Source organism: Candidatus Latescibacter sp. IFSED24 (assembly GCF_058273205.1).
On record NZ_CM177850.1, the window covers coordinates 3,657,985 to 3,681,224 of the forward strand.

Annotated in this window: 21 protein-coding genes; 5 read left to right on the forward strand and 16 right to left on the reverse strand. The window is 64.5% G+C overall.

Going from position 1 to position 23,240, the window contains the following annotated elements; translation table 11 throughout:
- Positions 1-329 precede the first annotated feature (329 nt).
- The 9 genes from IFSED24_RS14790 to IFSED24_RS14830 all read right to left on the reverse strand — a co-directional run bounded on the left by IFSED24_RS14790 (position 330) and on the right by IFSED24_RS14830 (position 10,046).
- Positions 330-1,652, reverse strand: a complete 1,323-nt coding sequence (locus IFSED24_RS14790) for a hypothetical protein (RefSeq protein WP_491332244.1) — start codon at positions 1,650-1,652, stop codon at positions 330-332.
- Positions 1,653-1,760: 108 nt separating this feature from the next.
- Positions 1,761-2,984, reverse strand: a complete 1,224-nt coding sequence (gene gltS, locus IFSED24_RS14795; protein ID WP_491332245.1) for a sodium/glutamate symporter — start codon at positions 2,982-2,984, stop codon at positions 1,761-1,763.
- A 37-nt stretch (positions 2,985-3,021) separates the two neighbouring features.
- Positions 3,022-4,065: a DUF481 domain-containing protein gene (locus IFSED24_RS14800; protein WP_491332246.1), complete on the reverse strand. Its 1,044-nt coding sequence runs from the start codon at positions 4,063-4,065 to the stop codon at positions 3,022-3,024.
- Between the two features lie 42 nt (positions 4,066-4,107).
- Positions 4,108-5,262 carry an amidohydrolase family protein gene (locus tag IFSED24_RS14805; RefSeq protein WP_491332247.1) on the reverse strand — a complete coding sequence of 385 codons (1,155 nt, stop codon included), beginning with the start codon at positions 5,260-5,262 and terminating at the stop codon, positions 4,108-4,110.
- A gap of 84 nt (positions 5,263-5,346) precedes the next feature.
- Positions 5,347-6,381, reverse strand: coding sequence for a glutaminase A (glsA, locus tag IFSED24_RS14810; RefSeq protein WP_491332248.1), 1,035 nt, complete (start codon positions 6,379-6,381; stop codon positions 5,347-5,349).
- A gap of 2 nt (positions 6,382-6,383) precedes the next feature.
- Positions 6,384-7,601, reverse strand: coding sequence for a DcaP family trimeric outer membrane transporter (locus IFSED24_RS14815; protein WP_491332249.1), 1,218 nt, complete (start codon positions 7,599-7,601; stop codon positions 6,384-6,386).
- Positions 7,602-7,661: 60 nt separating this feature from the next.
- The gene (locus IFSED24_RS14820; RefSeq protein ID WP_491332250.1) at positions 7,662-9,002 is read right to left on the reverse strand and encodes a hypothetical protein; all 1,341 of its coding nucleotides are present in this window, start codon (positions 9,000-9,002) and stop codon (positions 7,662-7,664) included.
- A 38-nt stretch (positions 9,003-9,040) separates the two neighbouring features.
- Positions 9,041-9,415, reverse strand: a complete 375-nt coding sequence (locus tag IFSED24_RS14825) for a response regulator (protein ID WP_491332251.1) — start codon at positions 9,413-9,415, stop codon at positions 9,041-9,043.
- A gap of 70 nt (positions 9,416-9,485) precedes the next feature.
- Positions 9,486-10,046 carry a hypothetical protein gene (locus tag IFSED24_RS14830; RefSeq protein WP_491332252.1) on the reverse strand — a complete coding sequence of 187 codons (561 nt, stop codon included), beginning with the start codon at positions 10,044-10,046 and terminating at the stop codon, positions 9,486-9,488.
- 313 nt (positions 10,047-10,359) lie between these two features.
- Here IFSED24_RS14830 and IFSED24_RS14835 point away from each other — a divergent pair, with 313 nt between their 5' ends.
- Positions 10,360-11,265, forward strand: a complete 906-nt coding sequence (locus IFSED24_RS14835) for a hypothetical protein (RefSeq protein ID WP_491332253.1) — start codon at positions 10,360-10,362, stop codon at positions 11,263-11,265.
- Positions 11,266-11,270: 5 nt separating this feature from the next.
- Here the strand turns inward: IFSED24_RS14835 and IFSED24_RS14840 are convergent, their stop codons facing one another.
- The 4 genes from IFSED24_RS14840 to IFSED24_RS14855 are packed head-to-tail and all read right to left on the reverse strand — an operon-like array spanning position 11,271 to position 14,490.
- Positions 11,271-11,474 carry a DUF308 domain-containing protein gene (locus IFSED24_RS14840; protein WP_491335066.1) on the reverse strand — a complete coding sequence of 68 codons (204 nt, stop codon included), beginning with the start codon at positions 11,472-11,474 and terminating at the stop codon, positions 11,271-11,273.
- Complete coding sequence (locus IFSED24_RS14845) at positions 11,471-12,121, reverse strand: response regulator (RefSeq protein ID WP_491332254.1); 651 nt, start codon at positions 12,119-12,121, stop codon at positions 11,471-11,473. The genes IFSED24_RS14840 and IFSED24_RS14845 overlap by 4 nt, the downstream gene beginning before the upstream one ends.
- Positions 12,118-14,250 (reverse strand): PAS domain-containing protein, encoded by a 2,133-nt coding sequence (locus IFSED24_RS14850; RefSeq protein ID WP_491332255.1) that lies wholly within the window; start codon positions 14,248-14,250, stop codon positions 12,118-12,120. Before IFSED24_RS14850 ends, IFSED24_RS14845 begins: the two co-directional genes overlap by 4 nt.
- 6 nt (positions 14,251-14,256) lie before the next feature.
- Positions 14,257-14,490, reverse strand: coding sequence for a CorA family divalent cation transporter (locus tag IFSED24_RS14855; RefSeq protein WP_491332256.1), 234 nt, complete (start codon positions 14,488-14,490; stop codon positions 14,257-14,259).
- A gap of 190 nt (positions 14,491-14,680) precedes the next feature.
- Between IFSED24_RS14855 and IFSED24_RS14860 the strand changes: the two genes are divergently transcribed.
- The 3 genes from IFSED24_RS14860 to IFSED24_RS14870 all read left to right on the forward strand — a co-directional run bounded on the left by IFSED24_RS14860 (position 14,681) and on the right by IFSED24_RS14870 (position 16,532).
- A complete protein-coding gene (locus IFSED24_RS14860; protein WP_491332257.1) occupies positions 14,681-15,241 on the forward strand; it encodes a YMGG-like glycine zipper-containing protein in 561 nt (186 codons plus the stop codon).
- Positions 15,242-15,276: 35 nt separating this feature from the next.
- On the forward strand, positions 15,277-15,684 hold the full coding sequence (locus tag IFSED24_RS14865) for a hypothetical protein (protein WP_491332258.1): 408 nt from the start codon (positions 15,277-15,279) through the stop codon (positions 15,682-15,684).
- A gap of 83 nt (positions 15,685-15,767) precedes the next feature.
- The gene (locus tag IFSED24_RS14870) at positions 15,768-16,532 is read left to right on the forward strand and encodes a hypothetical protein (protein ID WP_491332259.1); all 765 of its coding nucleotides are present in this window, start codon (positions 15,768-15,770) and stop codon (positions 16,530-16,532) included.
- Between the two features lie 298 nt (positions 16,533-16,830).
- Here the strand turns inward: IFSED24_RS14870 and IFSED24_RS14875 are convergent, their stop codons facing one another.
- Positions 16,831-17,478, reverse strand: coding sequence for a hypothetical protein (locus IFSED24_RS14875; RefSeq protein ID WP_491332260.1), 648 nt, complete (start codon positions 17,476-17,478; stop codon positions 16,831-16,833).
- A gap of 781 nt (positions 17,479-18,259) precedes the next feature.
- Between IFSED24_RS14875 and IFSED24_RS14880 the strand changes: the two genes are divergently transcribed.
- Positions 18,260-19,441: a right-handed parallel beta-helix repeat-containing protein gene (locus IFSED24_RS14880; protein WP_491332261.1), complete on the forward strand. Its 1,182-nt coding sequence runs from the start codon at positions 18,260-18,262 to the stop codon at positions 19,439-19,441.
- Between the two features lie 248 nt (positions 19,442-19,689).
- Here IFSED24_RS14880 and IFSED24_RS14885 read toward each other — a convergent pair whose 3' ends face one another.
- Both IFSED24_RS14885 and IFSED24_RS14890 read right to left on the reverse strand, forming a co-directional pair.
- Positions 19,690-20,109 carry a DUF3788 family protein gene (locus IFSED24_RS14885; RefSeq protein WP_491332262.1) on the reverse strand — a complete coding sequence of 140 codons (420 nt, stop codon included), beginning with the start codon at positions 20,107-20,109 and terminating at the stop codon, positions 19,690-19,692.
- Positions 20,110-20,428: 319 nt separating this feature from the next.
- Complete coding sequence (locus tag IFSED24_RS14890) at positions 20,429-23,062, reverse strand: ATP-dependent Clp protease ATP-binding subunit (protein ID WP_491332263.1); 2,634 nt, start codon at positions 23,060-23,062, stop codon at positions 20,429-20,431.
- Positions 23,063-23,240 lie beyond the last annotated feature (178 nt).

Consider the following 23,240-nt stretch of genomic DNA (forward strand, 5'->3'; position numbering starts at 1 on the left):
ACACTCCCAGCAACTGCCCGACGCCGAAGACACCGGCGCCCGCCCGTGTTCGACCGGCGAAGACGGCGAAGAGCGCAGCGCCGCCGATCGGCGAGACCGTATGGCCGGAGATCGACCAGACCGGCGGCCAGGACACCCGGGACTGAACCCAACGGACAGCACCGATGGATCGACCCCCGAGAGCCGCCGAGACCGAGGATGACGGATCGGTCTGCCCCTTGTAGTGCTCTAGCGGACCAGACTCCACCCAGCAGTGGCCTGCGTGTTCAGTATTCTTCATGCAGGACGACCACGCGCTGCGGGACGATCTTCACGACGCCGAAACCGGATCAGAAATTGATCTCGAAGTTGGTCGTGAACACGGTGCCGCTGGCGCCAACGAGCAACGGCAGCGTGAGGCCGCCCACGGGCGATCCGTCCACGTGGATGGCCTCGACGTTGATCCGGAAGGCCTCGTTCAGATACGGATACCAGCTCACGCCCAGGCGCGCGTCCCAGGGATCGCCGTACTCCCCGAAAATGGTCGAGTAACCCGCGTAGACCTGCCAGGCGCGCGGCTTCAGCATCGCCGAGGCCAGCACCTGCAGGCCGTTGTCGGTCAACTCGTCGAAGGTCAGCTGGTCGATGCCTTCACCGCCGAAGCCGTCGACCAGTCGCCAGTAGAACTCGGTCTCCAGCGCCAGGCCCCGATACTTCACGCCGGCGTCCACGGCGAACATCTGGTAGGTGAGATCGCGGATGAAGATCCCGGGGCCGAATAGTCCGGGCGTGAACACGACGCTGCCGTCGGAGATGCGGATCTGGGAGTTCTCGGGCGCCTCGGTGCCGGGCTGGCTCTGCCAGTCCTCGGTGCTGCGCGTGTAGTGCAGACCGACCCGCGTGGCCGCCTGGTCGTGATGCTCGAAGTCGCCGAAGCCGCTGGCGGTGCCGAACTCGCCGGTGGTGGGCATCCAGGCCAGGACGCCGGACCAGGTATCCATGGTGTCGTCGAGCTGGCCGGCGTCGATGCCGAGCTGGCTCAGGTTGTTGCCGAGCATCACGGTGTACTTCAGCCCCTCGGTCACGAGGCCGGATGCCCAGACGCCCGACGTGTAGGAGGGTCGGAAATACTCGTCGGCGATGAGTCGGTTGTCCACCGGCAGCCAGCGCGGCCAGTTGCCCTCGACCGTGCGGGTGCCCGGCAATCCGGTGATGCCCGCGCCCAGGGTGAAGTGTGGGTTGAATCGGAACTGCAGGTTGCCGGCAACCACAACCTGGGCGCCGAGCCCCTGGGAAGCGTTGGAGGTCCAGACATAGGCCAGGTAGCGGAACCGCGGGTCCATGAACCAGCCGAAGAAGTAGAGATTGTACTTGTTCAGCTGGATGTCCTGGCGCAGATCCAGTTCGTGGGTCTCCCCGAAGCTGTCGGTGTAGGACTCGTCGAGGCCGCTCTGGTTCAGGTAGCGGACGTAGCCCGAGAGCCGGAACCGCATCTCGCCCCAGTCGCCGCTGTGCAGCCTGACGCCGCTGCCGGCCTTGTATTCGCGGATGCGCTGGCGACGGGCCTGCTCCTGGGCCGTCACGGTCGCGTCCTCGCCGGCCAGCGAGGTCGACGCCCCGGTGATCAGCAGAAGACAGGACAGCGCGGCTAAAAAACACGCGTTGAGTCTCATTGGTCGGCCCTTTCTGGCGAGGGCAGCTCGCGGCTGTCCCTGAATGCGCGGACCGTCAGGTGTGACAGCCCGATCACCGACTTGTTCGCCGATCGCCCCACATCCCGATTAGAAGTGGCTCAGGAAGAACGGAATGAGCAGCGCATTGACCAGGTCCACGAAGAATGCGCAAACCAGCGGCACGATGATGAACGCCAAGTGCGAGGGGCCGTAGCGCTGGGTCACGGCCGACATGTTCGCCATCGCGGTCGGTGTCGAGCCGAGCGAGATTCCACCGAAGCCCGAACACACCACGGCTGCATCGTAGTTGCTGCCCATCAAGCGGAAGACTACCACGATGTTGACGAGCACTGCGACAGCGAATTGAGCACCCAGGATGGTGAAGATCGGGCCGGCGACGTCGGCCAGGGCCCATAGCTGCATGCTCATCAGCGACATCGCCAGGAACGTGCCGAGCGAGATGTCGGCGATCAGGGAGATCGACAGCGTCCGGCTCGGCCAGGGCCAGCCGCTGAGGCGCGGGAAATGCTTCGGCATCAAGTTGGTGATCAAGATGCCGGCGAACAGGCAGGTCACGAACAGGGGCAGCTGCAGACCCAGCCTGGCCAGACCTTCGTTCAGGACCATGCCGACCAGGATGCAGACGTGGAGAGCGAGGATGGCGTCGAGAACTTCCTGGTAATTGATGCCAACCTTCTGCTCGGTCGTGGTGATGGCGACATCGGGCGCCCCGGCCGCTTGCGGAGTGAGCTTGTGGCGATTGACCAGGAACTTCGCGATGGGGCCGCCCATGAGGCTCGCCAGGATCAGCCCGAAGGTCGCACTGGCGATCCCGATCTCCATGGCGCTGGTCACGCCGTAGTCCGCCGCGATCTTCGGTGCCCAGGCGATGGCCGTGCCGTGCCCGCCGACCAGCGACACCGTGCCGCCGAGCAGGCCCACCGCCGCTGGCTGTCCCAGGAGCTTGGCCACGGTGATGCCGGTGAGGTTCTGGACGACCATGTAGGCGATGGTGACCGTCAGCAAGAGCACCAGTGGCTTGCCACCGGCCAGCAGGTCCTTGAGGCTGGCGTTGATGCCGATGGTGGTGAAGAAGTAGACGAGGAGGGCGTCGCGCGCCGTCAGGTCGAACTCCACGCCCACCCCGGTCGTCGCATAAACGACGGCAAACAGAATCGAGAACAGCAGCCCGCCGGTGACGGGCTCGGGGATGCTGTATTCGCGCAGCAGCGGCACCACATCGTTGATCCGCTTGCCCACGAACAGCACGATGATGCCGAGGGTCACGGTGAAGAACTGGGCGACGTGCAGGGTTCCGTCTGTCAATTCCATGTCGGTCCTTTCTCGCCGCCCTTGCCTTGCCCGCCGATCAGAAGGTCCAGCCGAGCGCGAAGGTGACGCCGTAGGAGCTAGTGGTCGCGCCCTCGGTGGCCGGTCGGCTGTCGTAGCTCAGGTATCCACGCAGCGTGACGTAGAAATTCTTCAAGAGTTCGCGCCGGAGATTGGCGTCGAATTCCAGGCGGGTCCGCCCCCAGTCGGACACGTTCTCGTATGCCGCGACAGCCACCGTGACGTCGATCTTCGGGAAGTCGTAGGAGTAGCGACGAAAGGCGAGGTTGAGCAGCAATTCCAGGTTGGTGGTCAGGTCGCCGTCGTTGGGGTTCTCGCGGTTCAAGCTGAGCCCCAGCGCCGATTGCAGGTCGTTCCGGGTGCTGCGGATGAAGTAGCGACCCATGCCGGCCGCGACGGCGCTGCGTAGCTTGAAGCCGAGTTCCTCGTTGGATTCCGCGAGTCCATCGCCGAAGTAGAACCACCGCCTGTCCATGCGGCCGAGAAATCCGGCGCCGGCGTCGGCCCGCCGGGTGTCCGTGGCCTCCGGGCTCGACGTGATGGTCGCGTTCAGGGTGGCGCTGAACATGTAGCCGGGGCGGTCGTAGCGGGCGTTGGAGGCGAGGTCGAAGGTGAACAGCTCGCTGGCGCTGGTGTAGCTCGTGCCCAGGTCGATGGAGCCGTCGATCCGCGTCCACAAGGTCGCGCCGATCCGCGTGATGCTGCCGACCGCCAGTGCATCCATGTTGCGCACGCCGGTCGCCGTCACCACGGTCAGGGCGCCGGCGTAAGGTCCGGGTTGCAGCCTGCCGACGATCCGGACGCCGGACAGCATCTCGATCTCGAACTCCGCGCTCGCGGAGATGCTGGCGATGGTGTCCCACTCGAGATCGAGCGTGCCCTGGTCGTCGGTCTTGAACGTCAGGCGACCGCGGTCGAGGCTCTTGACCTCGCCGGTGAGGCGGTCGCCGTTGTGGAAGGTGACAACGTCGGTCCGCAGGGCGCTGGCTGGCGAGGCGAGGACGCAGAGCGCGACGAACGCCGCAACCAGGGAGGTGACGTGCGTCCGTCGCGTTGCGCTCATGAGGACCGGTCTCGCCATGTTCTATCCGTGGCGTCGAGCACGCTAGTGGTAGTGGGCGCCGGAGATGGGCGTCGGAGTCGGCACCTTGGCGGGTTTGCCGACGTTCGCCTCCTCCCAGGCCCGGACCTTCAGCCGTGCCGCATCGAAGATCCGCTCGTAGTTGCCCTTGCAGATCTTCTGCTTCGCCTCGGCGGTGAGTTGATCCCAGACGGGCTGATAGGCTTCGTAGACCGCGAGCTGGGAATCCGCCGACTTCGGGGCCACGCAGTCGCTACCGAACAGGAAGCGGTCGGGGTACCGGTTCAGCAGTTCGGCGGTGCGCCGGGCGGTGTCTGGCGTGCGGGTGGCGTACTTGGCGACCTCGTCCCACGAGATATCCATCATGACGTGGCTCAGCGACGGCATGGTGCAGACAGCCTCGATGACCTCGGCCTGACGCTCGAGGGGCTGGACGATCCGCCCGAGCCCGATATGGGCCCAGATGATCGTGCAGTCCGGGTGTCGCTCGAAAAGTACCTTCATCTGCGCGAGCATGTAGGGCTCCTGCCCGTCCTTGGGATACGGCATGTTGATGTCGTTGTGCAGGATGATCGGCAGGCCGACCTCGGCGCAGAACTCGAAGATACGGTCGAGGGCCGGATTGGTCAGGCTGGCCACCTCGCCGGCAACCTTGGCCGACACGAACTCCTTGTGCACGGAGAACTCGCCGATCCCCGAGAAGACACCCGGGAAGGTCAGCAGCACGCGGCGGATATGGTCGACCGCGTACATGTCGGCGGGATTGAAGCCCGTGATCATCGGGTCCAGGCGCGCCTGCTGCTCGGGCGGCAGCGATCTGTAGGCCATGGCGACGGCCGCGTCGACGAACGAGTAGTAATAGAGCGGCGCGTCAGTCTGCAGGTAGTAGGACGGTGCGAAGTCCTCGGTGTTGGCGTACGACCACAGCTGTTGCAGCGGCAGACCGAAAAATGTCGAGCGACCGATCTTGGTCCCCATCATCTCGACGTAGGCGTGGGCATCGGTCGCCTCCTGGATGTAGTTCGAGATGTGGAAGTGGGCGTCATGGAAGAGGGCGTCTGGCCACTGATCGGCTGCCGCAGCCGGCGAACCGCAAGCGAGCGCCAGTGCGAGCAGACCTCCGAACGCCACGGTCCGCAGGCAGCGAGCGTGCACCGGCGGCTGGATACTTGACCTCATGGATCGCTCCTTTGGTTGTCTCCGACGAGGCGCAGCCGGGAGACCGCCTGCGCGACCGTCCCGGCTACGAATCATCCGGACGAGTTACTTCTTCTTGACCGGCGTCACGGCATAGGGGTTTCCGCCTAGCGCGTTGGAAACGTCGGCGATCGCCTTCTGCGCCCGCACGCTGTTGCCGGCCGCGTCCAGGGGCGGCGAGATGGCCGCGATGCCGAACTTGCCCGGCGAGACGGCGATGATACCACCGCCCACGCCGCTCTTGGCGGGCAGGCCGGTGGTGTAGAGCCACTTGCCCGCATCGTCGTAGAGGCCCGCGGTCGCCATGATCGCCAGCGCCTCGGGAACGTGCTCGGCGTCCAGGCACACCTTGCCGGTGACGGGATTGGTGCCGCCGTTGGCGAGCGTCGCCGCCATCATGGCCAGGTCCTTGGCGTTGACGCCCACCGAGCACTGACGCGTGTAGATGTCGCAGGCCTGGAGCGGCTCGTCCTCGATATGGCCGTAGGCGTACATGAGCATGGAGAGCGCCTGGTTGCGCTGGTTCGTGGCGGCCTCGGACTCGTAGATGTCTTCCAGCACCGAGAGCGACCGGCCGGCGTAGTCGTTGTAGGTGTTGATGATCTTGTTCCACACCTCACCGGGGGAGCCGCCCTCAACCATGCTGGTGGCCGCGATGGCGCCGGGATTGACCAGGGGGTTCATCTCCGAGCCCTGGTACTGCTCGATCGCCACGATGGAGTTGAAGACCTGGCCGGTGGCGTCCACTCCCATGTTGTCGTAGATCGCCTGGGGTCCCAGGTCCTGCATGACCCGCGCCATGGTGAAGACCTTGGAGATCGACTGGATCGATACTTCCGAGGTGATGTCGCCGACGCTGTAGACCTTGCCGTCGGTGGTCACCAGCACGATGCCGAAGATGTCGGGGTCGACCGCGGCCAGCGCCGGGATGTAGTCGGCGTTGGCGCCCTCCTCGAGGGTCGCGTACTTGTCGTAGGCCGCCTTGAGCGCGGCATTGATCTGATCGGGCTTCTGGGCCCAGGCCGCGGTGGCGCCGATCAGCGTCGCAATAGCGGCGCCGAGTAGCAGGATCCGCGTGAAGCGATTCAGGTCGTGATTCATCGTCAGCCTCCGATCTGGGACGAGAAGTTGGCCTTGAACGAGAACTGGATCTTCAGGTCGTCGCTGGTGAAGCCGTCGTTGTAGTTCTCACGCTTGCCCCACTGCACCTCGAAGCCGGTCATCACGTTCTTCGCGGGGTACCAGAGCAGGTTGACCAGGGCGTAGTGCCCCACGGAGAAAGCGTTGTCGGGCATGGCGTCGGTGTTGTCCACGTCCAGGTACGAGTAGCCGAGGGAGGTGGAGAAGCTGTCGTTCCAGCGGTGGTCGAGGAAACCGAGGGCGCCGAACATGGGCAGGGCCACGCCCTTGATGGGGGCGTTGGGATCGCCGGGGTTGTTCTCGATGCCGATGTCCGCCGGCGCGTCGTTCATGTAGTTCTGGATGCCCTCGCCGTAGACGAACTGCAGGCGCACCACGTCGGCCGAGCCCAGGTTCACGTTCGAGCTGAGGTTCAGGCCCCAGCCCACCGCGTCGCCGGAGAGGTCGTACTCCTCCTGGCCGAGGTCGTCCCACTTGATGGAGCGCAGCATGCCCGCCAGCTCCACGTAGCCGAAGCCCGTGGCGCGATGGTACTCGGCCGAGAAGTCGGGCAGGTCGAAGCGGCTGGCGACGTCGGTCAGTTCGAGGCGTTCGTCGTACACGCTTCCCTCGCGGCTGGCGCCCGGCCGCTCCAGGGCGAATGTCAAGTAGGTGTCGCCCATGATGGGCATCCACCGCACCTGCACGTTGCGGAAAAAGACCATGGCGTTGGGCCCCCAGTACTCCAGCGAGTTGGGGAACACGTTGATGTCCATGAAGGGGCTCCAGTACTGACCGGCGCCGAAGTGGCCGAGCTGGGCGTAGGCATGGCGCAGCCGGAACGTGGTCTGCCCCGCGTCGACGCCGGTGCCGAAGAGCTCGAACTCGAAGATGGTCATGAGTTCGCCGCGGTCGGTGGGGAAGAAGCTCTTCGCGCCGAACCGGGTCTGGCGCACGCCGGCGAAGATGTTGCCGTCCGTTCCGTATTCGTTCTCGTAGGACGGCAGCTTGGTGGGGCGCATGACGTCGAACCAGTCGGGCGCGCTCTGGCCTGTCTGGTAACCCATGTCGAGCATGGCGTGGCCGTAGATCTCGGTGCGTGCCTTCTCGGCCGCGATGGCGGTTCCGGCGGCACCCGCCAGCAACAGCGCCAAAACGAGGCCGCCGCAGCGCCGATACCTCGAATTCAATAGTGCGTGCATCAGATCCTCCTTGGTTTCTGTTATGCATGGGGCACCACGGGGCGCCCATCCGGGACGTTGTTACAACAAGAAGTCCGTACCGATGGAGAAGGTCGTGCCGCTCTGGCCGGCGGTGTAGTAGCCGAAGTTCGAGCTCGCCGGGGACTTCTCCACGCGAATGACGTGCAGGTTGATGCGCCACGAGCGAGACCCCATGGGGTAGAAGCTCGCGCCGCCCGCGACTTCCCAGGGGTTCCGCTCGAAGTCGTCGAAGACGTAGCCGCCGGCGACGTAGATCCCGAGCTTACGCTTGACGACCATGTGCATAGCCTCGGCCATGAAGCCGGTGTCGGTGATCGAGTCCTGGGGCAGCGGCGCATCGGACGCGAAGTTCGAGTATGTACGGTTGTAGTACTCGGCCTGGAACGAGAATCCTCTGTACTTGAAGCCGGCGTCGATCGCCACGACGTCGTAGTCGGCTTGCTGCACCGTCACGCCGTCGGCCAGCGCTCCGCCCTCGAAGAGGAGCACGCCGTCGGAAAGGCGGAGCTGGGTCTCGTTCGGCGCCTGACCGACGGGCGAGGCCCGGTCCTCGCGGGAGTGAGCCGCCGACACGCCGAAACGCGTGGCCACCTGCTCGTGGTGCTCGAGGTCGCCGAAGCCGCCGCGCGGGCCGAACTCGCCCGTGGTGGGCAGCCAGGTCAGGCTGCCGCTGAAGGCCATGTCGCGCGAGTCGTTGGCGGCGGTGACGCCGAGCTGGCTGAGGTTCGTGTTGACCGAGGCCGAGTAGTGCAGGCGCGAGATCGGCTCGCCACGAATGAACAGGCCGGACGCGAAACCGCCGCGGAAGAACTCTTCGGCCATCTGGCGGTCGCTCGAGGCCCAGAAGGGATGCGACCCCTGCATGGAACGGCAGGTGAGGTTGGGCGCCATGCCGACGCCGACGGTGAGATTCTTGTCGACCGTGTACATGAGGTAGCCGAAGCCCAGGGACTGCTGCGTCGAGGCCAGCGACCAGAAAGTGACGCAATAGCGCAGCTGCGGGGTCAGGGCGAAGCCGGAGATCCAGAGCATCTGGCGATGCCAGTTGAGGTCGTTGCGCGCTCGCACGGTGCGTTCGCGGCCCAGGTGGTCGGTGTAGGTCTGGTCTGCCGGCGTCTGGTTCAGATAGCGGAACAGTCCGTAGACGCTGAGGTTCACGCTGCCTCGGCTCGTCTTGACGAGGTCGAAGCCCTTGGCCGGGGTGAACTCGCCGGCGGTGATGTTGGCGTAGGTATCGTCGACCTGCGCGGCGAGCGTGTCCGATGGTGTGGGGATCGGCGTCTCCTGGGCGCTCGCCCCCGGTGCGAACACGGTCAGAGCGCATGCCGCCAGCACCGCCACGACGAAGAAACCCTTCGAGAATCGATCACGACGATCCATCACTTCTACCTCCGTTTCGACACAGTATTCCCGTCATGCTATTTACCGCGAATTCTGTCGACCGTGGGCAGCAGCTCGGTTGCGATCGCCCGCTTGAGCAGGAAGGCGTCGGCGCCGGCCGCCAGCGCCGCCGACTCGATGGCCTGCTCGTCGTGCACGCTGACGACGATCACCTTGAGATCGGGACAGCGCGCCCGCAGCAGGTTCAACCAGTCCAGGTTGCTGTCCCTGGCCAGCGAGAGATCGACCACCACCATGTCGGGCCGCAACCGGTCCGCTCCCTCGATCAACGAGGTCTCGTCGGCGACCATGAGCACCGTGCCGAAGGCTGATTCGAGCAGGCCGCGCATACCCTCGGACAGGCCGTGGTGGCGGTCCGCCAGCAAGACGCAACTCACATGATTCTTAGGCATCGGCGATTCCACTTCCGCGACCACGCCCCGGGGTGACGCCCATCGGTTCCTGGTTCGTCGACGAGGTAAACTACTTCGTCGCCTTCTGGACCTTCATCGCGATCGCCTCGGCGTAGGTGATGACGACCGAGTCCCCGACATTGACACCCTCGAGCTTCTCGGGGTGCAAAACCTTGATGGTCCGCGTGTTTTCGGCCGGACCCTTGAAGGTCACCGAGAGGGCCTGCTTGTCGATCGCCGTGATCGTGACCGCCACCGTGACCTTCCTGCCGATGACGCCCGCGGGCATCTCGCCGAGTTCAGCGGCCGCGGCTGCGACGGTCACCTCGGCACCAATTCCGACCTCACCCTTGATCACCTCGTAGGCGAGAGCCTCGGTGACGGTCGCGGTGACCTGGTCACCCTTCTGGACCTGGGGCAGGTTCGCGACGGCTTCGTCGGCGATGAAGGTGTACTCCGCGCCGTCGTCAGTCCGCAGCGTGACCTCGCGCGTCTCGTGGTTGATCTTCTCCACCGTGGCCGTGACTTCCACGGTGGCGGCGACGGTCTCACCCTTGGGATGGTCGGCCGGCGACTGGGCCACGGCCACGGACGCCGCAAAGCCGACGACTGCAAGGCAGGCCGCCGTCATCCAGAATCGGGTGTTTCTCATGATCTGATTTCCTTTGCTTGAGCGTCAGTCGTTCCGCGAAGCGGATGCGCCGGCAATCCTCGCGACGGCGGTCGGCACGGAACCTCGAGCGGACCTTAGTTGGGCTGCATGGGTCTGGATACTCGGAGAATTACGGGGTTCGTGGCTGGGAAACTACGGGGATTGGCGTCCCGGCTTACAATCCGATTGACTCGGCACCGGTCGACTGCAAGCCTTCGCCGAGAAACCATGATCGCCGGCAGCGGCGCGCGCGGGACCAATCCGACCACGACCCTGAGGAGAGGATATTGCCATGCTGATCGAGAGCCGCCGGTTCGAGAAACGAGCGTCCGCGTGCGGGATCTCCATGCTTCTGTTCGCCACGATCCTGATCCTACCCCTGACCGCCACGGCCCAGCTGGCCGTCAAGGGCGATGGAATGGTCGTCGATGAGAACACCGGGGAGGAACTGGGCGCGCTCCAGCTCTTCATGGAAGTCAACTACGGTCTGTCGACACCCAAGTTCTACGGGCTCGGCGAGGACTTCAACACCGTGGGAATGATGGAGCTGAAGCTGGGATACACGGCGCTGGGCGACCATGCTCCCGGGATCACCCGATTCCTAGAGTCCTACGCATTCGGCAGCACTTTCGACGATGGCCTGAACGGATCCAGCAGCGACGAGGACGGCGACGTGCGCGCCGAGTTCGGCCGCTTCGGCGGCGGCAACCGACTCGGCTACGGCTACGGCGATCTGAACGGGGCGTTCTCCCTCTACAACCAGAATTCGCTGAACTGGACCAAGGTGAAGCCGCAGTCCTACGACGCATCCAGCCCCGGCGCCCAGGCCGTGTTCGATCGCTTCGGCGACAGCTATCACTTCGGCGCGCTCGTCGAAGGTGGCTTCAAGTACAACGTCTCGAGCAAAGTCGCGGTGTCCCTGGGCGCGGAAGGTGCGTTGATCTATCCGCGCCACGTATTCTGGCCCTGGCTGGGCAGCGTGGTGATCTACAGCGGCGTGCAGAGCGCGCTGGAAGTCGTCGGTGCGCGGATCATCGAGTCCAATCCGAAATTCGGACCAGTGATCTACTTCGTGCTGAAGTCCGGCGCCTCGCTCGGCTACTACCTGCTCGCGCAGCAGGACATGAACTGGCCGTTCACCTCGGAGACGCCGCTGACCATGGAGTCGGCGAAGCTGGGCCTGTCGGTCGGGTTCTGAACGGGTCATACGACCAGGCTGCCGACCTTGAAGGCCCAGGACATCCGGACGAGGCCCGCCAGCAGCACCAAGGCGCCGACCATGGTCGCCACCGAGAGACCGGTGACCCCGGGCATGAGCATGGCGAGGATCCCGAGGACGATCCGTGTACTCTCAAGACTACTTGTCCGGTCAGTAGAAAACTGCGAGCCGCCGGGGTATCCGGTCAGAGCTCCACGATACGGTGCTTGATGGCGAAATGGACCAGCTCGGCGCTCGTGTGCAGATCGAGGGTCTCCATCATCTGGTACTTGTGGAACTCCACGGTCCGGGCCGAGATCGACAGGCTCACGCCGATCTCCTTGGCCGAACGGCCCTCCGCCAGGAGCTGGAGCACCTCCCGCTGGCGCTGTGTGAGGGCGACAACCGGATCACTGGCACCTGCCGGTCCCTGCTTCATGCCCGCCAGGACCTCACCGGCGAGCTGCGGCGTCAGGTAGGTCTTGCCCTCGAGCGCGGCGTGGATGGCGGCGACCAGTTCTTCCGACGCCGAATGCTTGAGCACGAAACCCGCAGCCCCGGCCTCCAGCGCGCGCCGCGCGAAGGTCACGTCGCGGTGCATGGTCAGGAACACCACCGGCACCTGGTTGCCGCCTTGTCGCAGGGCGCCCAGGGCGTCGATGCCGTTGAGGTGGGGCATGGTGATGTCCGCCACGATCACGTCGGGCCTCAGCCTCCCGGCCGCCTCCACCAGCGCGCGCCCGTCCTCGACCACTCCCACTAGCTCGAACTCGGTCATCAGCAGACTCTTCAGCGCCTCCGCCACCAGGAGATGGTCGTCGGCCAGGAGCACGCGCGGGCGATCCATCTGGGTCATTTCGCTTCTCCCTGGAGCGGGACCCAGGCCGTGATCGAGGTGCCATCACCCGGCGCGCTCTCCACATCGAGGGTCCCATCCAACAGCCGCACACGTTCGCGCATGCTCGACAGACCAAGGCTTCGCCGAGCCTGCCGCCGCGCGGGATCGAAGCCCACGCCGTCGTCCCGGACGGTCAGCATCACCCCACCACGCAGCGGCCGCAGCGTGACGCCGGCGGTGCGGGCGCCCGCATGACGAGCCAGGTTGTTCAGCGCCTCCTGCGCCACGCGGAACAGGCAGAGCGCCGCATCCTTGCCGAGGCCGACTGGCGGCGGCGCCAGATTCGCATCGAGCGGGATGTTCGCCTTGCGGCCCACCCTTTCGCACTCGGTCTGCAACGCCTCGACGAGACCCAGCTCCTCGAGGACCGACGGGTGAAGCTGGTACGCCAGGGTGTGGATGTCCTCGCTGAGCCGGACGATTCCTTCGCGCACCGCCCGCATGGCCTCGGCCTGGGTGTTTTCTACCGCAGCGCGCTCGGCGCGGCCGACATCGATCGCCAGGACGGCCAGCCTCTGGGTCACGTCGTCGTGGAGCTCCCGCGCGAGGAGCGCACGCTCCTCCTCGTGGGCCCCGATCAGGCGCCGGCTCAACTCCCGCAGATCGTCCTCGGCCTGCTTCTGCACCGAGATGTCGCGCAGGACGCCGAAGGTGGCGACGGCGCGGCCGGAGGCGTCGCGCTTGCTCACGCCGGCCAGGTGCTGGATCCAGCGCAAGCCGTCGTCCGGATGCAGGTACCGGTATTCCAGCGACATCCGGTCGATGCGACCGGAGTGCAGCCGTTCTCGCGCTTCCAGCACACGCGGACGGTCGTTGGCGTGAAGCCGATTCAACCAGTGCTCCAGGGGCAGCAGACCTATCCCCATATCGGGAGGCACTCCGCAGAGCTCGCGGATCCGGTCGTCGAAGTAGGCTTCGCCCGACTCGAAATCAATCTCGTAAAAGGCAAGACCGGCCAGGTCGGCTCCCGATTCGAGGCGCAGCTCGTGCCGCTGCAGCTCGTCCCGGTTGCGCATCTGATCGGTGATGTCGATGGAGACGCCAGTCAGGTGCTCCGCCTCGCCGTCGGCGGCGAACTGGACCCGCCCGCGGGAGGTGACCCACCGCAGGTCGTCCTCGCCCGGCCGGATGATCCGGTAGTCCACCTCGAGCGTTTCCAACACACACTTCGCGTGCTCGATGATGTTCCGGACACCGTCCCGATCGTCGGGATGGATCGTTTCCATCACGCTCGCGAGATCGACCGCTTCGTCGGGAGCGAAGCCGAAGATCACCCGGTTGCGGTCGGAGAGCCAGAAGCTGCCCGTGCGGAAGTCGAGGGTCCAAAGCCCGGCCTCGGCGGAATCCGCCGCCAGGTACGCCCGCTCCTCGGCTTCGCGCAGCTCGTCGATCATCGCCTGGCGGTCCAGGGCGCCGACGAGCAGCTCGCCGAAGACCCGGAGCCGGGTCACGTAGGCATCCGGCCACTCGGCCTCCCGGTTCACGGTGTTGAGAACGATGAGGTGCCCGACGTCGCCCCCGGTCTCGATCGGCAGGGTCAGGGCGGACCGGATCGCCATTTGCCGCCAGGCCTCCCGCTCGGCCTCGGCATGCGCCGGGAGGTCGGAGATCCGCGAGATCCGGATGGGCGCTCGCTCGACGAACAGGGTCTGGCGGGACCAGGGGAACATCTGCGCCAGGTTGGCATCCGGCGGCACCTGAGGGATGCCCTCGGCGAAGGATCCGACCCGGACATTCACCACCTGCTGGTCCTCGCTGACCTTCAGCAACGCGCAACGGTCGGCCCGGAAGAAGATCCGGACCCGATCGAGGGCGTGCTCGATGACCTCGCCGAGCTGCTCCGGCGTGGCGGCGTAGAGCGAGGCGGAGGTGTCGGAGATCACCGTCTCGAATTCGAGGCGGTTCTCCAGGCCGTTGGCGGTGGGGATAAAGGGTTCGGCCATGAAGTGATCCGCCGATGCAGGATTCGGATCGATCGCCCGAGGCCTGCGACCATCGGGATGGGGCCGCGGGCGTTGGCAGTGAGAACTCGTGTCAGTCCAGCATAGGATCGCCGGCCGGGCACCGTCAACTCCAATGAGGACCATTCGGCCCTACTGGAACCAGCCGCGCCGGGTGAAGTACCAGAATTGACCGAACACCACGGCCGCCATCATCGTCATCACGATGAGGTAGCCGTACTCAATCTCCGTGACGGGAATCCGCTCGAAGTTCATGCCATAGATTCCGGCAATCAACGTCGCCGGCATGTAGATCGACGAGAGGATGGCCAGCAGGGTCATGCCGCGTTCCGATTCCGAGACCAGATCACACAGATTCTTGCGCACGCCGTCGAACTCGGCACGGAGCTCGAGGACAACGCCGCGGCGCCGTCCACGAGCCGGGGGGGCCCGGTAAATTCCCGTTGCACGCCCGGTAGATTTTCGAGGTACCAGTTCGTTGCGGACCCACTATTCTCAGCGCTGTCGAGATCGTTGCGGATTCGACACGACACCGAGAACCGAGGAGGATCTGCTCATGTCCAGAAGGGGAATCACGACGTTCGCGGCGGCGCTGTTGCTGCTGGCAATCGCCGGGCAGGCCTTCGGTCAAGCCGCCGCGCCAGACACCGACAACGCCACCGCCGAGACCGTGCCGCCCAGCACCAACCCGGCCAACCGTGTGATCTATCCCGCCGGCGGGCAGGACGCCAACCAGCAGGTGATCGATCAGCTCGAGTCCTACCGCTGGGCCTGCGCCCAGACGAAGTGGGATCCCTACGAGGCCTACGACGTGCTGGTGCAGAAGGGCTACGCCGCAGCCCAGACCGCCGAAGAGGCCCAGGGCGGCATGATCAGCGGTGCGGCGCGCGGCGCGATCGCGGGTCTCGCCATCGGCGCCATCGCCGGTGACGCGGGCAAGGGCGCGGCCATCGGAGCGACGGCCGGCGGACTGGCGGGCGGATCCCGCTCGCGGCGCCAGCGCGCCTCGGCCGAGTCCGCCGCCAACCAGGCCATTCAGGAGTTCCAGAACAGTTTCGAGGTGTGGGACAAGAACTGGGTCGCCTCCATGGAGGGGCGCGGCTACAACGTGAAGTGATCCGCCTCGGCGCGACTCACCGAAAGGATACCGGCATGCCTTCGAGAACCAAGATCGTGCTGGCGGTCACCCTGATCGTGGTCCTGCTTTCCGCCGGCCAGGCCCTCGCCGGGACCACGTGGATGTGCGCTCTCCACAGTGCCGTCGCGTGCGACGAGGACGGGACCATCGGGCCGCCCGACCTCGGCGGCCTGGAACCGCCGACGTTCCTGCGGGTCGACGCCGAGCGTAAGCAGGTCACGCTGCTGGCGCCGGAGTCCCGCAAGGGTGAGGTCACGGTCATCGACTCGATCCACCAGGGGGCGGGAATCTGGGTGTTTTCCGGCGTCGAGGCGAACCGCGCCTGGAGCCTGGTGATCGCGGACGAAGGGTACCTCACCCTGTCGGTGACCACCGACGGCGCCACCTGGTCGGTGTTCGGCAACGTGTTGCGCGAGGAATGAAAGCAGTCCCCTGAACGAGTGAAGCGAATCGGCCGTTCCGGCCGGGACGTGGCCGGGGTCCGAATACCCTGAGAGGACTCGACGTGATGGAACACCGCACGAGCAAGAAGCCGACCGCAACGTTCGCCGTGGCCTTGTTGACCCTGGCCATGGGAGCCGCCCTCCTCGTTCCCGGCAGCGCCCGGGCCCAGCAGACGGCCGCCGAGCCGTCCTGGGAGTTCTCGCTCAAGCCGTACCTGTTCCTATCCGGACTCTCGGGGTCGATCACGGGCAATGAGCTCACGTTTCCCATCAACAGCAGCTTCACCGATCTGGTCGACAACCTGCGGATCGGTGGCTTCATCTCGCTGACCGGCGTCAAGGGACAGTGGGGATTCCTGGCTGACTTCGAGTACATCAGCCTGCAAGGAGGCAACTCGGGGCGGGTGCCGATGGATCTACGCCTGGATACGACGATCGGCGAGCTCGACGCGACCTTCGGCCCGGCCCGCGACTCGAGCTTGAAGTTCGTCGGCGGCATGCGCCTGTTCGACGTCGGCCAGTCGCTGCTGATCGCCGACGAATCCGCCCTGGAGGCCAGCACCGCGGTGGTCGACCCCATCCTCGGAGCGATCGGAGCCTGGGAGATCGGTGAGCACTGGCTCTTCCAGATGCGCGGTGACATCGGTGGATTCGGTATCGGTTCGGAATTCACCTACCAGCTCATGCTGGAGTTCCAGTGGCGGATCTCAGACAGCGTCGGCCTGCCGTTCGGATATCGCGTGCTCGGCTATCAGATTCAGCAGGACCAGGTCGAACTCGACATCAAGCTGAGCGGTCTGTTCCTGGGGCTGGATTTCCGCTTCTGACGGACCCGATCACCCGTTCGACGTACGGGTTCTGCCAAGGTGAGTGCGGCGACGTCAGCACCTGCTCGATGTCTGGAGCGGTGACGCGGCGCTGAAATTCTTCACCGTATTGTCCATCCCGATCGCGTAGCAGATAAGATCGGCGCTTGGTCGTGGCCGGGGATGGCCGTGTTGGAAATGGCCCCGGTTCTGGGGCGCTGCGCTTGCGCTTGAACAGTTAGCTGTGCCGCCCCTGCTGCCGTTGCCCGTCAGTTTCCTTCACAAAGGTCTTAAGACCAGAACGCGTCCTCTCAGCCAGTTATGACTCGATTCCGTCCATGACGACCCACCGCCGATGTCGATCAATGACAGCCTCGGATCGTAACCTCCATCTTGATATGGGCTCTCTCGTTGCTTTGTCGAGAATCAACAGTTCATACTCGACGGTCAGGATGTCCGGTACCGGTTTGTCCAAGTGAAAATACTCCGAGTTGAATGTGTACGGCCGAAAGGCCAACTCATACCCAGACTCATCGTACCACTTCGAAAAGGGTATCTTACGGAAATAGCCTTCCGCCGAATGTAGTTCCTTTCTTTCGGCTATAATGATCTCGTATGTTTGCTCGCGCTCCGCCCAACGAAGATCTGTCGTATCTCCATCCGCAATAATCCTGACTCCTATGAATTCGACATCACCGTCAACCCAGAATAGAGAATCAGGCGCGACCGGAACTAATTCCAGGTAATATCTATCATCATCTCGAGCGCCCCAGTGGGGCAGAGAGTACTTCGTTGGGGCTTTACCCTCCGCATGCTCGCGATAGACATACCCCTCAATTCTCCAATCATTATCCGGTATCACCGCTTCGAATTTTTCATACCGGTGGCAAACATACGTGCAACCACCAAGAAGCGAGAGCACGGCCCCCAGGACTACAAAAATCAACATTGAAGCTACTGTCTTCATACCGCTCCACTCAAACGGGTTGTTGACTAGACTTCTTATTTCACCGAACACCGCCACAGCACACAAGCGACATCAGCTACAGCTAACGTTTGTCTAACCTGCAAAGGCGATTGGCGCGGGTCGTGCGCATGCACGGCGCGTGACGAACGGCCTTGTCGGGTGCAAACATCGGTTAAATTGCGCGTCGGGCGCGGAACCCAACCGATGTCGGTCCAAGCTACTTCGGCGGCAACACGACCAATAGAAATGTGGCTATCGGGCCAAGAAGTAGCGACAAAAGCCACCAAACTAAGCCCCGTCGCCCCTTGCATTGCGCTAGCCCTGCATTGAGAAGAGCGAGCGTCAGCCACCCCACGGCATAGTTACTTGGAGGTATCTGCATTCGACTGTCCCCCCTGAGGTGTTCCGTGTTTCAAGCCTGATTCTACCACCGTTTCAACAAGCGGGCGATTGGGTTCAAGATCTCCAATTTAGTATATCTAACGCCCTTGCGTGAAGCTGCGGCCGTTCTTGGCGCGGGCCGTGCGCCAGCACGGGCCGTGACAGAGCCGGCTGTCAGCTTGAACGGCTTGTTATGCGAGCCTGCTTCGCCGATTCGCTAGGCTCCCTTTTGTCCGGAGCTAGAATCGGCCTGCTAAACCAAATCAGCCCATTTCCTCCACCCCGGCTCCATCATTGTATCAGGATTTCGACTCCGCGTACGTGCAGGTGTGATAGAATCGAGGATCGGCGAACTCGGAAGGACAGCCGAGGGACTGCGATGAGAAATAGGGAGGATGGAATGGCGATCCATCCGGGACCCAGATGGCCGCTTACGGCGGTAGCCGTGGCGCTGATTATGGCTGCACCCGTTGCCGCCACGACCTGGTATGTCGAGGCCGACGGAAGTGGCGACTTCCCGACCATCCAGGCGGCAGTTGACGCGTGTGCGCCCGGCGACGTGGTCCAACTCGGTTCGGGTGTGTTCAGCGACTTTGTCACCGATCCGCACGCACCGCACTTGAGCCGGTATGTCGACGTCGCGGTCGACGGTATCACTCTGCGCGGCGCCGGGATCGACAAAACCATCGTCGGCCAGGTACAGGCGGGTGTGCATGACGATTCGGCCATCGTCGTCATCGTCTGGGAGGATAACCTTGAGCTCCGCATCGAAGACCTGACGCTGCAACTGCTCGACCGACCGAGGACCAAGCTCGTCGATGCCTATCGTGCTCGCCTCAGTATCGAGCGCTGCCGGTTTGCGGGCGCCGAGTATGGGTTCCTCGACACTTTCTCGCAGGGGCTCGAACTCCGCGACTGCGAATTCGTCGATCTCGTCAATGGCGGCATTGTGGGGGGCGATCGTGCCGGATTGATCGCCGACTCCCGCTTCGAACGCGTTATACATGCCATGCACACGAGCAACGAGCAGTTCCTGACGCTGACCGGTTGCTTCTTCGACGGGAGCGAGGCCGGCGCTGGCTCCGTCGGTCTCGTTACGGTAGCTCAGAGCCGCGCCGAACTCCGCGACTGCGATTTCGTCGGCCATACGCGCGCTGCGATACTCGCGGACGGCGCCCATGTCCGGCTCTACGATTGCCGTTTGCTCGAGACCCTCGGCCACGGCATTGAGCTCAGCGACGGCACAGTCGAGGGCTCGGGCAACATCATCACCAGCGAGGTCATGGTGATTGGCTGCTCCGGTTACCAAGGCGCCGCGTTCACGGAATTCCAAAACAACCACCTGCTGGCTTATGGGGAGGGCCAGGCCTTCATAGCATATAGCGACCTTGGGACGCCGCGCACCCTCGATCTTGAACACAATTGGTGGGGCACCGACGATCCCGAGCAGATCGCCGAGCTGATCCACGACAGCGTCGACGACCCGGAGCTCATCCTGACCATTGACTTTGAGCCTTTCCTGGGGGGAGCCGTCGCCACGCGAGCGCGGTCGTGGAGCGCCGTTAAGAAGTTGTTCCGCTAGGCTAGCGTTCCTGGCGTAGCGTCGGATAATCGGCACGCCAAGAACTCCCCTGTTCCAGTGCTGTTCGCGAAGCCGAGATTTAAAGTGAATATCCGGATGGCTTAGTACGTTCGCTGTCCACAATATTTCTGCATAACACCGACTGTTTCAGCTGCAAAGACTGCTGGCGCGCGCTTGGCTCTGCCAGGCGCGTGACGGCCGGCTTTGTCTGCTGCAAACTATGGTTAGACGGACGGTCCTTAGAGCGACTAATTCGACATCTTCACGTCCGCCAACTGCTTCACGTATTCTGCGTCTCGCTTGGTCCGCACTTCGACTATTACGCCGCGCCCTTCAGCGTACTTGGGCGCTGCGTCAATGACTGCCAATACCGATGTGTCCAAGGGAATGGCCTGTGCCGCGTCGACTGCTTTCTGCCCCAATACAAACCCAGCTAGAAAGTGCCGCTTGCCTGGAGTCAGGTACAAGACAGTCCGCTTCTTTCGCTTCAATCGTAGAACCCAACCCCACTTCGCCCCGCCGAAATTCCAATCGAGTGCCAAGGGAGCAAACGCAGCTTCGAAGTGTCCAATGAGTTCGTCCCAACGATCCGCGCTACGACCTAAAACGGCTCTGAGTTCTGCAGATTGCGGCTCGCAGGATTTGTCGTCGAATGCACTGAGCGCCATTGCCTCTCAACTCCTATTTCCGTCTAACGTTCAATTCGACTGAACCAAGTACCCCAATATCCCGCCAGACAATAGCCCACCACCAGGCAGCTACCGCCCCAAGAACTCAACACCCAAAATCATGGAATTCCCTCCCCACCAACCATCCAGCCCCCCTTAATACCGGATAGCCAAAACCATCCTACTCCCCAATATACTCACTGTAAACCCCAATCGAACACCCGTCCTCAACAAGCTCACCGCAAACAAGAACACCGACCCCAAGCAGCCCCAAAGCCACCAGCAGCCGGCGTTCTCAACGCACCATCAAGTCGAACTGCTACCCCTCAGCCTCCCCAACCTCATCAACCCCCTCCTCATCAACCACCCTCAACCCAAACTGCCCATCCCCCTCAACCCCCAACTCCACCACATTCCCACTCACAACATCCCCACTCAGAATCCCATCCGCCAGCCGATCCTGAACCTCCCTCTGGATCACACGCTTCACCGGCCGCGCCCCGAACCGCGGATCCCAGCCCATCTCCGCCAGCTTCGCCACCGCCTCGTCGGTGGCCACCAGCCGCAGGTCCTGTTCCGCGATCACCCGGTTCACCTTGGCGATCTCCAGTCGCACGATCCGCAGGATCTCCTCGCGGCCCAGTCCGGCGAAGCGGACCACGCCGTCGAGACGGTTCAAGAGTTCTGGCCGGAAGAATCCGCCCAGCTCCTCCATCACCGCCCGCTGCCGCTGCTCGCGCGCCTCGGCGCTCGCATCGTCCGCGACCTCGAAGCGCTCGTCCTGGCACAGGTTGCTCGTCATCACCACCAGGGTGTTGCGGAAGTCCACCACGCGGCCCTTGCCGTCGGTCAGGCGGCCGTCGTCCAGGAGCTGGAGCAGGACGTTCATCACCTCGGGGTGGGCCTTCTCGACCTCGTCGAGCAGGATCACGCTATAGGGGTGCCGGCGGACGGCCTCGGTGAGCTGGCCACCCGACTCGAAGCCCACGTAGCCCGGGGGGGCGCCGATCATGCGCGCCACCGCGTGGCGTTCCATGTACTCGGACATGTCCAGGCGGACCAGGTGCTTCTCGTCGCCGAAGAGCTGCTCGGCCAGGGCCTTCACCAGCTCGGTCTTGCCCACGCCGGTGGGGCCCAGGAACAGGAACGAGCCCAGCGGGCGCTCGCCGCCGATCAGGCCGGCGCGGCTGCGGCGCACGGTGCGGGCCACCTCGGCCACGGCCTCGTCCTGGCCCACGACGCGGGCCTGCAGACGATTCTCCAGGTCGCGCAGCTTGGCGGTCTCTTCCTCCACCAGGCGGGTGGCGGGGATGCCGGTCCACTTGGCCACCAGCTCGGCGATGTCGTCCTCGGTCACTTCCTCGCGCAGCAGGGGCTGCGCGCCCTGGACCACGACCAGCGCCTCGCGGGCGCGGGCGAGGTCGGCGGCCAGGCGGGTGCTCTCGCCGTACTTCAGCTCGCTGGCGCGGGCCAAGTCGCCGCGGCGTTCGGCGCGTTCCATCTCCACCTGGAGTTGGTCCTGCTCGGCCTGGATGGTGCGCATGCGGTCGATGGCCTCCTTCTCCTCCTCCCAGCGCGCGCGGACCGAGGTCAGTTCCTCCTCGAGCTCGGTGATCTGGGCGTCGATGGCGTGGCGGCGGCCCACGGCCGACTTGTCGGTCTCCTTCTCGAGGGCCAGCTTCTCCATCTCGAGCTGGTTGAGGCGGCGCTGGAGGTCATCTACTTCGGCAGGTACCGAATCGATCTCCATGCGCAGGCGGCTCGCGGCCTCGTCCATGAGGTCGATGGCCTTGTCCGGGAGCATGCGGTCGGCGATGTAGCGCTGCGACAGCTTCACCGCGGCCACGATGGCGCCGTCGGTGATGCGGATGCCGTGGTGGACCTCGTACTTCTCCTTCAGGCCGCGCAGGATCGCCACGGCCTGCTCCCAGGTGGGCTCCTCCACCATCACCGGCTGGAAACGGCGCTCCAGCGCGGGGTCCTTCTCGATGTGCTGGCGGAACTCGTCGATGGTGGTGGCGCCCACGCAGTGCAGCTCGCCTCGGGCGAGCGCGGGCTTGAGGATGTTCGAGGCGTCCATGGCGCCCTCGGCCTTGCCGGCGCCCACCAGGGTGTGCATCTCGTCAATAAATAGCAGCACCTCTCCCTCGGAGTCGGTCACCTCCTTGACCACCTTCTTGAGCCGCTCCTCGAACTCGCCGCGGTACTTGGCGCCCGCGAGCAGCGAGCCCATATCCAGGGCGTAGAGGCGCTTGCCCTTGAGGCCCTCGGGGACGTCGCCCTCCACCAGGCGGCGGGCCAGGCCCTCGGCCACGGCGGTCTTGCCCACGCCGGGCGAGCCGATCAAGACCGGGTTGTTCTTGGTGCGGCGGCTGAGGATCTGGATCACGCGGCGGATCTCCTCGTCGCGGCCGATGATGGGGTCGATCTTGCCCTGGCGCGCCAGCGCGCAGAGGTCGCGGGCGTAGCGGTCCAGCGCCGACTCCTGCGAGCCGTCGCTCTCCTCGCCGTCCTCGCCCACGGCGCCCGCGCCGGCGGTCCGGGCCAGGGCCGCTTCCAGCTTCTTCTTGTCCAGGTCGAAGGTGCGCAGGAGGCTGCCCGCGCGGCCCTGGTCGGCGATCAGCGCCAGCAGCAGCTCGCGGGTGCCCACCATGCCGCCGGCCTGCTGCTTGGCCTGGTTCTGGGCGGCGAGCATGAGGGTCTGCAGATCGCGGTCGGGATTGGGGGCTTCCACCTTGCCCACCCTGGGCAGGCTCGCCAGCTCGTTCTCCACGGTGCGGGCGACGAGCTGGGGGTCCAGCTCGAGGGTGCGCAGGGTGGTGCTGGCCAGGCCCGGCTCGCTAAGCATGGCCCACAACAGGTGCAGGGGCGTGAGCTCGGCGTGGCCCAGGTCGAAGGCCTTCTGCTGGGCCCTCTGCAGGGCCTCCATGGCGTTCACGGTCCAGTTCTTCATGGTATGTCCTTTCCCTCAGGGGAAGCTGAATACTCTGTTTCGCGTATACATTGCAGGCGTTGTGCCAGTTATCAACACCGGTCGATAACACCTCAAGGAGAAATGATTGTGTCACTTATGGTTTTCGTATACAGTACGCCGACCACATGCGCCACGCGTCTGCCACCATCGGCTCCCG